Consider the following 11,061-nt stretch of genomic DNA (forward strand, 5'->3'; position numbering starts at 1 on the left):
GGCTCACCCTCGCCGTCCGCGACTCGAACACGATGCTGCGCCGCAACCTGCTGCACGCGCGACGCTACCCGTCCATGACACTGAACCTGCTGCTCACGCCGATCATGCTGCTGCTGCTCTTCGTCTACGTCTTCGGCGACGTGATGAGTGCGGGCATCGGGGGCGGCGGCGCCGACCGCTCCGACTACATCGCCTACATCGTCCCGGGCCTCCTGCTGATGACCATCGGCAGCACCGTGATCGGGGCCGCGGTGTCCGTCTCCATGGACATGACCGAGGGCCTCATCGCCCGCTTCCGTACCATGGCGGTCTACCGCGGCTCCCTGCTCGTCGGGCACGTCGTCGGCAGTGTGCTGCAGGTGCTCGCCAGCCTGGTCCTCGTCAGTGGTGTCGCCGTGGCCATCGGCTTCCGCTCCACGGACGCCACGGCTCTGGAGTGGCTGGCGGCGTTCGGGCTGCTCGCGCTGTTCTCCGTGGCGCTCACCTGGATCGCGGTCGGGATGGGAATGGCCAGCCCGAACCCCGAGGCGGCCAGCAACATGGCTGTGCCGCTGATCCTCCTCCCGCTCATCTCCAGCGCCTTCGTCCCCATCGACGCGATGCCGGGCTGGTTCCAGCCGGTCGCCGAGTACCAACCGTTCACGCCGGCCATCGAGACCCTGCGCGGCCTGCTGCTCGGCACCGAGATCGGCAACAACGGGTGGCTCGCGATCGCCTGGTGCATCGGCCTGTCCGTGCTCGGCTACCGCTGGTCGACAGCGCAGTTCAACCGCGACCCGAGGTAACCGACATGACAGCGCGGGCCGCGTCCCGCAGCTCGTCACGCTCCAGGGCGGCGTACTCCGACACCGCGTCGGCGTAGGCCGCCCCGGCCGTTTCCCCGGCGGCCCCGACCGTCCGCCGGGCGCGGTCCGCCGACATCGTCGGCTGGTACGAGCGCAGCACCCCCAGCCGTTCGGCCAGCGCGATCATCCGTACGGCGGCCATGTCGTCGTCACCGGACGCGAGCCCGGCCATGCCGAGGGCGTGCAGCACCGTTCCGAACACCGTCAGTTCCATGGGCCGGGGCGGTCCTGCGAGCAGGGTCCGCAGCCCGTGCCGCAGCCGGCCGACCGGCTCGCAGACCAGTTCGAGACGGCCGGCGTGGGCGTGTGCCGTCACCGTCACCGACTGGATCTCCAGCGCCCACCGGTCGAGAAAGGGGTCGCCGCTCTGCATCGAGCCGGCCTCGGACATCGACTCCACGGCGCCGCGCCACAGGCCGAGCCCGACCTCCGTCAGTCCGCGGGCGAGCGCGATCTCGGCGCGGCCACCGACGTCGGCGAAGTCGTCGTTGTGCGCGACGTTGTTGCCCTCCGCCTGCCGCAGCCAGTACTCGGCCTCGTCGGGGTCGCCGCGGTGGAGGCAGGCCAGGACGAGGCCCCAGCGGATGCCGATGGAGTCGTGCTCGTCACCGAGCCGCGGCAACGCCTTGAGCGCCGCCCGAAGATGCTCGTACGCGGCATCGCCCCGCTCCGTCTGCAAGCACAGCTCGCTCCGTCGGGCGTGGCCCATGACCTGCATGAACGGGTTGTCGACCGGCGCCAGTTCGGTGACGACCCGGCCGGCCGAGGCGAGCGCGCGTTCGATGTCGTGCTCGTGCTCCCAGATGTAGCCGGCGACGTACTCGGCGATGCCGGCGAGCAGCGGGTGCTCGCTGGCGCACAGCGCCCGCAGTACCTCGTAGTCGGGAGGCCGCATCTCGGGGATCGCGCCCAGCAGGATCGCGACGGCGCGCAGCAGGGTGTCCGGCGGGGCCGGGGGCAGCCGGCGCAGGGTGACGAGCTGGCGTACGGCGTGCGGGCCGTAGCCCATGAACAGGGTCGCCGTGCTCAACGCCGCGGCGCTGCGGGCGACTTCGACGTATTCGGGCTCGGGGTGGTAGTGCGAGAGCGGCGGGCCGGTGTCCGCGGTGAGGGCGACGAGGCGTGGGTAGTGGGAGCCGGTGGACCACAGGGCGGCGAGAACGGCGGTGAGGGCGGCGATGGTGGGGCAGTCCGTACGGGCCAGGGCGTGCCGCAGGGCCAGCACGAGGTTGTCCTGCTCGGCCCTGACCCGCTCCCCGACGGCGACGGAATCCCCCCTGTCCGAGCGGAGCCGAGAGCTCGGGGAAGGTTCCGAGGCGAACAGCCAGTCGTGGTGCGCAACCCCGAAGTCCCGCGCCCAGGCGAGGAATTGGCCGACGGCCTCCTCGTCCTCGCCCGCCTCCGCGCGCCGGGCCGCGCTGAACTCCCGTACGGTCTCCAGCATCCGGAACCGCACGCCGGCCGGAGTGTCGGCGACGGTGAGCAGCGACTGATCGGCCAGCTGCTCCAGGAGCAGCAGCGCGTCCTCGCCGAGCACCTGCTCCGCCGCCTCGCCGGAGAAGCCGCCGGGGAAGACGGACAGCGTGCGCAACGCCGCCCTGGCGTCCTCGGCGAGCAGGTTCCAGCTCCACTCCACGACCGCGTGCAGGGTGCGGTGGCGTTCCGGGGCGTCCCGTGCGCCGCCGCGCAGGAGAGCGAACCGGTCGCCGAGACGGCGGGCGATCTCCGGAACCGACAGGACGCGGACCCGCGCCGCGGCCAGCTCCACGGCGAGCGGCAGCCCGTCGAGGTGGCGGCACAGCTCGGCCACCGCGTCCGGCGGCAGCTGCACGCCGCTCCTGGCGGCCCGGGCCCGCTGGGTGAACAGCTCGGCCGAGGTGTCGGGGCCGAGCTCCGGCAGCGCGTACACCGCCTCCGAGGTGAGGCCGAGCGGGGCCCTGCTGGTGGCGAGTACCCGCAGGTCCCTGGAGGACGAGACCAGGGCCTGTACGAGGTCGGCGGCGCCCCGGACGACCTGCTCGCAGTTGTCGAGGACCAGCAGGGCGGAGCCGGAGCCGAGCACGCCGAGGATGCCGGACACCGGGTCGGCCGAGGCGTGGCCGCTGACGGCGCCGGGCCGGCCCTCGCTCGCACCGAGCGCGGAGGCCACCTCCGCGGTCACGTCCTCGTCCGCGGTGACGCCGGCGAGCGGTACGAAGTGGACCACGCGCTGTTCGGCCCGGCGGCTGACGGCGTGTGCGAGCCGGGTCTTGCCGAGGCCGCCGGGGCCGATGACGGTGACAGCACGGGAGGCGCGCAGCAGCCGCTCGACCGCCGCGATGTCCTCGTCCCGGCCGAGCAGCGGGTTCGGCTCGTGCGGCACGCCGTGCCTGACCACGGGCGCCTCGCCGAGCAGGAGTTCCTGTTGTACGGCCTTGAGTGCGGCGCCCGGGTCCGTGCCGAGTTCGTCGCGCAGTTCACGGCGGTACGCCTCGTACCGCGTCAGCGCGGCGGACGGGCCCGCCGTCGCCGCCTCGCCGCGCAGCAGTTCGGCGAGCAGTTCCTCGTCGCGCGGATGCTCCGAGGCGGCCACGGCGAGCGGCCCGGCCGCCTCCGCGTGCCGTCCGAGGCGGGCGAGCGCGAGCGCCTGCGCGCGGACGAGCGCACCGCGGACCGGTGCGCGCTCGGCGCGCAACGCGGCGACGGGGTCGTCGGTGTCGCCGGCCTCGTCGGGGGTGCCCGCCCACAGGGCGAGCCCGGCCTCGGCGGCGGCCAGCGATCCCGCGTGATCGCCGGCCCTGGCCCGGTCGGCGCACGTGGCGGCGTGCAGCAGCAGGGCGGAGCTGTCGACCTGGTCCTCGGCGAGGGTGAGCCGGTATCCGGTCGGCGTGCTCGCGACGACGTCGGCGCCCAGTTGCGTCCGCGCCCTGGACACGAGGACCTGCACCGCCTTTCCCGGCCGCTCCGGCAACTGGTCCGGCCACAGCCCCGCCACGAGCCGCTCGGTGCTGCAGCCGGTGCGCAGGTCGCCCGCGAGCAGCGCGAGAAGACCGCGGAGCCGGGGCGCGGTGACCTCCTGCCCACGACAGGCGACACGCGGCAGGAGGATCAGGTCGGTGGTCACTCGTGCAGATTAGCCAAGGCCGGGCCGCCCGAACTCCCGCCGGGGGCCGAAGTCCCGTTGCCCGGCAGCTGGGTGCCCCTCAGGGGGCGCCTTCCGGTACTTCGTCCCGGATCCCCGCCTTGTGCCGCACCGTGCCGCGCTCCCGCGGCAGCCGGTGCTCCAGGCGCAGCATCAGTACCGCGCCCAGCGCGGCGAGAAGCCCCACGGCGAGCCAGGGGAACAGCCGGTTCTGGCTGAAGAGCAGGCCGAAGAGGCTGGGCGCGATGATGTTCGCACCGGCGAAGGAGTACTGGAACGCCGCCAGGTAGGTGCCGCGCGACCCGGCCGGTGCCGCCGCGGCGGCGAGCGCGTTCGACGCGGGCCCGTACACCATCTCCGCGGTGGTGTAACACACCACCACGGCCACCAGGAACGGCACCAGCATCCGGGACGACACCAGGACGGCCGCCGCTGACGCGGCGCACCACAGCACCCACAGGCCGCCGGCCCATGCCATGGCGCGGGCGCGGGTACAGCGGCGGCGTACGAACCGGGTGACACCGGCCGTGCAGGTCGCGAGCAACAGGGTGTTCATGGCCAGCAGGGGGCCGGGCAGCCAGTCCGGTCCTGAGAGGCCGTCGACGACGTAGAGGGGCAGCGACAGCGCGAGGAACGAACTGCACAGGGCGAAGATCGTGCATGTCCCGATCAGCGCGAGGTAAGGCCGGTCCCGCAGGAGCGCCCGGTGACCGAAGTGGCCCTGGGCCGGTGGCGGGGCGTGCGGGGTGGACGGCACCGCGAGGACGACCACCAGCGCGGCGACCAGAAAGGCCAGCGCGCTGCCGAGAATGAGTCCCTCGTAGACGCGCGCGGAGTCGACAGCGAGCACGGCGCCCGCGAGCAGCGCTCCACCGCCGCCGCCCGCTTCCCTGATCATCCCGGTCCGGGCGAACCAGTGGTCCTTGGCATCCACCCCCGCGGCGCTCGTCCCCTCCGCGCTCGTCCCCTCCGCGCTCGTCGCCTCGGCGTCCGCCTGGTCGGCGACAAGCGTGAAGACCGACGACCAGTAGACCCGCAGGCCCAGGGACGACACCAGGACGGCGGCCACCAGCGAACTCGCTCCGGACACCGCCAGATAGAACAGAAATCCCAGCCCCTGCAGCGCCTGGCCGCAGGCCACCACCAGCCGCGGCCCGAACCGGTCGACCAGCCGGCCGACGACCAACGGCACCGGCAGAGTCAGGGCGGTGGTCACGCTGATGAGCACACCGAGTGTCGCCAGGCCCAGGTCGGTGACCTTCACGAAGTACAGGAGCGACAGCGGCAGATACAGGCCCGTGCCCAGCGCGTCGACCGCCACCGCCACCAGGAGCGGCCAGCGTCTCGGTCCGGTCCGGCCGTCCGTACCGTCGCTCGTCGCCGCCCCTGCCACGCCATGCACCACCCTCGTCCCGCCCGGCCACCCGCTGACCAGCCCTCGTTTGTAACAAGGATGTCGGCGGCCCTCAACTGCTTATCGCGGCCACCGGCATGGCAGCGGCTCAGCACCAGGCGAGAACGGGGGTGGCGCTCCGAGACACGGCCCCGCCCGTGTCCGCGTATCGCGCCTCCTTGAAGGCGGCAAGGCAGCGCCCGTGAGCGGAACGCAATAGTCCACACACGGCACGTCATTGTCCACACCCGTCGCTCTAGTCTCGCAGCGAGCCGACCGCGCGGCCCCGGCGTAGCACCCGCACAGGTACGTCACTTCTCCACAACCCCACGGACGGAGATCCACATGCGCAGGACGAGCGCACGGTTCACCCTGACCGGAGCCGCGGCGGCGAGTGCCGTCGTCATGGCCGTGATCGGAGCCACCACGGCGAGCGGTACCACCGACGCCCCGTCGGAGCCGGCGGTCGCCGCTGCCGCCGCGCCCATCGGTTTCGGGGCCGCCACCACCGGCGGAGCGAGCGGGAGCACGGTGACCGTCACCAACGCCTCCGCCTTCAAGACCGCGGTGCAGAGCAGCACCACCCAGGTCGTCCGCGTCAACGGCACCATCGCGCTGACGGAGATGACGAAGGTCGCGTCGAACAAGACGATCGTCGGCGTCGGCACCGCGGGGAAGATCACCGGCAGCGGACTCAACGTCGCGAGCGTGAACAACGTCATCATCCAGAACCTCTCGTTCTCCGGGTCCAACGACGACGCCATCAACGTCCAGTACTCGACGAACGTCTGGATCGACCACAACGACATCTCCGACGCGTACGACGGGGCCGTCGACATCAAGCGTGCCTCGACGAACATCACGGTGTCCTGGAACCGCACCCACGACCAGGACAAGAACATGCTGCTCGGTCACTCCGACGACAACTCCGGTGAGGACACCGGCAAACTGAAGGTGACCTACGACCACAACTGGTTCGACGGCACCAACCAGCGCAACCCGCGCGTCCGGTTCGGCAACCCGGTGCATGTGCTGAACAACTACTTCAGCGACATCGGCTCCTACGGCGTGGCGTCCACCGAGAACGCGGGTGTCCTCGTCGAGGCGAACTACTTCGAGAACACCGACGACACCTACCACCTCGGTGAGGGAAGTTCCGACGAGGGCTCGCTCGTGGCGAGGAACAACTACCTGTCGAACTCCACCGCCGGACAGACCGGTGGGTCGGTGGCGTCGATCCCGTACAGCTACACCGCGCAGTCGGCGTCCACCGTCAAGGCGAGCGTGACCGCCGGTGCGGGCGTCGGCAAGATCTGAGCCATCCCCCCACGGAACAGCACGGAACGGGGCAGGGCCGGTGACCGACGTGTCACCGGTCTTGCCCCTCGGCACCACCTCCCCTACGTTGCCGTGGGCCTCGTCGGCACCGCGGCTCCCGGGGTACCCCGACGGGCCGGACGAGGGGGCGCCATGGACCCGGACTCGGAACAGGGCACCGCGGGCGGCACGTCGCACGGGCCGGGCCGGCCGCTGACCGTCGGCCTGCTCACCGCCAACATCCACCTGGGCGTCGGGGCGACGCTCTGGTCCGGGGCCTGTGCCGCCGCCGAACGCAACGACGTCAACCTGATCTGCTTCCCCGGCGGGAACCTCCGCCACGGTGACGTGACCCGCAGCGAGTTGTACGAACTCGTCGGACCGGCCCGGCTCGACGGTGTGGTCTGCTGGAGTTCCACCCTGGGGCTGCCGTCGGCCGGGCCCCGAGCCCGCCGCCTGTTGCGCCGGCTCGCCCATCTGCCGCTGATCAGCCTCAATCAGCCGCTCAGCGACCAGACGGACGTGCTGTCGATCGACTCCCACGCGGGCATGCGCAAACTCGTCGGGCATCTCGTGGACCGGCACGGCCGCAGCAAGCCGGCCTGCATCCACGGGCCGCTCGCCAACCCGGTCTCCGAGGAGCGCTACCGCGCCTGTGTGGACGCCCTGCGCCACCACGGCATCCGGCACGAACACGTGGGCGCCGCGGTCGACTTCGCCGCGGCGGCCGGCGCCTCGGCGATGCAGGTGCTGCTCGATGTCCGCGGGCTGACCCCGGGCGTCGACTTCGACGTGGTGCTGGCCTGCAGCGACGTCCTCGCCGCGGGAGCGCTGCGCCACCTCACCGAACGCGGCATACGGGTCCCGGAGGACGTGGCCGTGGTCGGCTTCAACGACTCGCCCGAAGCCCGCCTCGGCGACCCGCCCCTCACCTCCGTGGCGCTGCCCTTCGAGGAACTCGGCGCGCTCGCCGTGGACACCCTCGTCGCCCGGCTGCGCGGCACTCGCCCACCGGATCGCACCACCATCCCGGCCACGCTGGTGCCGCGCCGCTCCTGCGGATGCCCGTATCCGACGTCGTACCGGCCCTCTCCCGTCGCCCCGGCACCGGTCACCGCCCGGCGCCCGGAGGGATGGGACGCGGTGAACGGCGTGCTGCCCTCCGGAGGCCCCCGCCTGGCCGCGGCCTTCCGCGCCGAACTCGCGCGCGGAGACGGCGATGCGTACGCCCCAAAGAACGCGCACGACACCGACAGCGGCGCCGGTGCCGACGCCGGTGCCGACACCGGCGCGGTGAACGGGGACGTCCTGCCCGGGGACTTTCTCCCCCTGGTCGAGCGGCTGGTGCGCGGCAGCGCCGGGACACAGCCCGAAGTCGACCGGTGGCACCAGGCGTTGGAGGGTGCTCGGCGCGGTGTCGTCGACATGCTCCCGGACCCGTTGCGCCGGGCCGGCGAGATCCTGTTCGGGCAGGCCCGGCTCCTCGTGGCGGAGCGATCCCGCGCCCTCCTGGAGTACGAGCGCTGGTCGCAGACCCAACGGGCCCGCAGGTTACGGGAGTTCGGAACCGCCCTGACCACCGTCGTGGATCTGGAGGGGCTCTCGGACGTGCTGGAGCGCCATCTGGGCCAGTCGGGCGTCCCGCACTGCCGGATCGTCCTGTACGACCGGGGCGCCGACGCCGCCGGTCCGGCTGCTCCGGGGATGGCGCGTCCGCTGCTCGCCCGTGCGGAGGCGGGCCAGGAGTCCGGGCCCGCCGGTCCGCTCGGCAGCCCCGCCTTCTCCCCCGCCCTGCTGCTTCCCGACTCCCTGCTGCCCCACGACGGCCGGTTCACGCTGGTGCTCGAACCCCTGCACATCGGGGAGGAGCACCTGGGCGTGGCCGTGTTCGAGGCGACCTCCACGCAGGCCGCGTACCACGACGGGGCGCTCTACCGTGAGCTGGGTGACCAGATCAGCGCCGCGCTGAAGGGCATCGGGCTCTTCGACGAGGTGCGGCGCGCCCGGGACGCCGCGGAGCAGGCCAGCAGGTTCCAGACCCGGCTGCTGACGCATGTCACCGACGAGTTGCGCACTCCGGTGGAGGCCATGCTGCACCACTCCGGTGATCCGGGAGAGGCCCTCATGGAGGTCCGCCGGGACGCCGTGCGCGTACTGCACCTCATGGAGAACCTGCTCGACCTCGCGCGTTCGGAGGCCGGTGATCTCCTGCTGACCAGGCGGCTCATCGACCCGTTGCCCGTGCTGTCGCGGGCGTGCGCGTCGGCGGCCTCCGCGCTGCCCGCAGGACCCGGGTGGCGGCTCGACCTGCCCGCGCGGCTCCCCTCGGTGTGGGTGGACGAGACACGGTTCCAGCAGATCCTGCACAACATGCTGGTCTCGGCGGCGGGCCGCGCGAAGGACGCGCCGCCGCGGGTCGCGGCTGCCGTCGGCCCGACCGGCGTACGGGTCACGGTCGCCGTCCCGGACGCCCGGGCGTCGTTCGCGCGGCCCGGCCAGCTCCTGGACGTCGGGGTGACCACGGCCCGGCGACTGGCCATGATGCACGGAGGAGCACTGACCGTCTCCGACAGCACGGGCCGGGCCCGGTACGTCCTGGAACTTCCCCTGCCCTCTCCCGGCGGGCAGACGCACCTGGCCGACGCCGGCGACGCCCCGCTGCTCGTCGTCACTCCCGGGGAACTCGGCGCGGACGTGGCCGCGCACGCCGCACGCCACGGCCTGGAGGTGCTGCGGCCCGACGCCGCGCACGACCCCTTGCCGTCGATCGCGCGGCGTACGCCCGGAGCCGTCGTGTGGGACGCGCAGCCCGACCGGCCCCAGGAGTGGCGTGCGGTGCAGCGGCTGCACGACCATCCGGCCCTGCGCCACACGCCGTTCATGCTGTTCGGCGCCGACGGCACCGATCTGCCGGGGGCCCTGCGCGCGCTGCGGCCCGACGGATTCGCCGAACCGGTGATCGTCGCGGCCGGTTCGCAGGAGTCCCGGGAGGCGCTGCGACGGCTGGCCGAGACGGCCCTGCCGGACCACCCGGCGCGGGTCTCCACCGACGCGACGACGCTGCTCGCGCTGGTCGCGGAGGAGACGCCGCGGCTGGTGGTACTGGAGCGGGCCCTGCCCGATCTCCAGGCCCTGGACGTGGTGGACCGGCTGCACGACGGCACGGGCCGGGCGCTGTGCCCCGTCGTCATCGCCGACCACGAGGGCATGACGGCGGCGGACGCGCGGCGCGGACGCCAGCACCCGGCGCTGCTCATGCTGGACATGGACGTGTTCGCGCCGCACGAGGCAGCCGCGCTCGTGCGCGAACTGGCGGGCCACGGCGTCCGGTTGCCCTCGCGCACCAGGGACGTCCTCGACGAGGCCCTGATCTTCCTCTACGAGCACTGGCGACGGCCGATCTCCCGCTGGCAGGTGGCGCAGGCCGCCGGCATCAGCCCCGACCACCTCGGCAAGCTCTTCCAGCAGCGGTACGGCCTGACGGTGTGGGAGTACCTGACCCGGCTGCGGATCCGGCGGGCGGCGGAGCGCCTGCGGTCGAGCAACGACAGCGTGCAGAGCGTCGCCCGGGCGGTGGGTTTCCGCGACCGCGCGTACTTCAGCCGGGTGTTCCGCCGGGTCACGGGCGCCGCCCCGCACCACTACCGTGAGATGACCGCCTCCGCGGAGGACATACGGGGCACCGTTTCCGCAGAGGGCGTACGGGGCGTGCGCGGAAGCAAGCGCTCACCGTCCGTCAAGTCTCATTAAAAGATGCCCTTCTCCGGTTTATGAATGGCGGACATTTCCTGTCCGTCGGGCCGGTTATCGACCGGTTGTCGACTTCTCGCGCCGGAACGTGGAGCGCACCCGCGAACATCTCCGGGAACCGGGTGGTCTTTGCATTCCGGAACACTTCCACTTCCCATAAAACCGGTTGCATAGCTGCCTTTTCGGGCGATCGGCTCCACTGCCTGGGGCCCGTTGACAGGGTCTGGTTCGCTGCTCAATCATCGCCGTGCGTCCAGGTGTTCCCAATCGGCACACCACTCGGGCGACGTCTCCGCACCCGTGGGGCGCCGTGAGCCAGAAAGCTGGTGGGCAGAATGCCGCACAACCAAGGCGTGAACGCGTCGTCGTTATCGCCTGGCAACGTTGTCGCAATGAATTGCCCCCTCACCGCACGTCTCCTCACCGCACGTCCGCTCACCGCACGTCCCCTCACCCCCCGCTCCGACACCGCAGTTCCGCCCGGCATCCGGGCGTAGAGCAGCCTCGGGGCCCGCCGCACAGGCGGCAGAGTTTCCACCGTGACTCTCGGAACCAGTAACCCTGACGACGCTGACGACGGGAAGAACCAGCTTTGTCCGTGCATCAGACCCCCCGCGTTCCGTTCCCCCGACCGT

General features: G+C 72.3%; 5 protein-coding genes. 3 read left to right on the forward strand and 2 right to left on the reverse strand.

What is annotated here, in order from left to right:
- Window positions 1–785, forward strand: a 785-nt coding sequence (locus AOK01_RS26350) for an ABC transporter permease (protein WP_055515905.1), incomplete at its 5' end; no start/stop codon positions are given.
- Here the strand turns inward: AOK01_RS26350 and AOK01_RS26355 are convergent.
- Both AOK01_RS26355 and AOK01_RS26360 read right to left on the reverse strand, forming a co-directional pair.
- Complete coding sequence (locus AOK01_RS26355; RefSeq protein ID WP_055515907.1) at window positions 766–3,948, reverse strand: ATP-binding protein; 3,183 nt, start codon at window positions 3,946–3,948, stop codon at window positions 766–768. The genes AOK01_RS26350 and AOK01_RS26355 overlap by 20 nt on opposite strands.
- Window positions 3,949–4,027: 79 nt before the next feature.
- A complete protein-coding gene (locus tag AOK01_RS26360) occupies window positions 4,028–5,359 on the reverse strand; it encodes an MFS transporter (protein WP_079103755.1) in 1,332 nt (443 codons plus the stop codon).
- A gap of 345 nt (window positions 5,360–5,704) precedes the next feature.
- Between AOK01_RS26360 and AOK01_RS26365 the strand changes: the two genes are divergently transcribed.
- Together AOK01_RS26365 and AOK01_RS26370 are read left to right on the forward strand one after the other, a co-directional pair.
- Window positions 5,705–6,676 (forward strand): pectate lyase family protein, encoded by a 972-nt coding sequence (locus AOK01_RS26365; RefSeq protein WP_055515909.1) that lies wholly within the window; start codon window positions 5,705–5,707, stop codon window positions 6,674–6,676.
- A 153-nt stretch (window positions 6,677–6,829) separates the two neighbouring features.
- On the forward strand, window positions 6,830–10,426 hold the full coding sequence (locus AOK01_RS26370; RefSeq protein WP_055515911.1) for a substrate-binding domain-containing protein: 3,597 nt from the start codon (window positions 6,830–6,832) through the stop codon (window positions 10,424–10,426).
- The last annotated feature ends 635 nt before the right edge of the window (window positions 10,427–11,061 follow it).

The sequence above is a fragment of the Streptomyces aurantiacus genome (assembly GCF_001418335.1).
Classification (GTDB): domain Bacteria; phylum Actinomycetota; class Actinomycetes; order Streptomycetales; family Streptomycetaceae; genus Streptomyces; species Streptomyces aurantiacus.

Coding starts and splice junctions, on each gene's coding strand:
- AOK01_RS26365 (WP_055515909.1), top strand. CDS start 5,705: ATGCGCAGGACGAGCGCACGGTTCACCCTGACCGGAGCCGCGGCGGCG.
- AOK01_RS26370 (WP_055515911.1), top strand. CDS start 6,830: ATGGACCCGGACTCGGAACAGGGCACCGCGGGCGGCACGTCGCACGGG.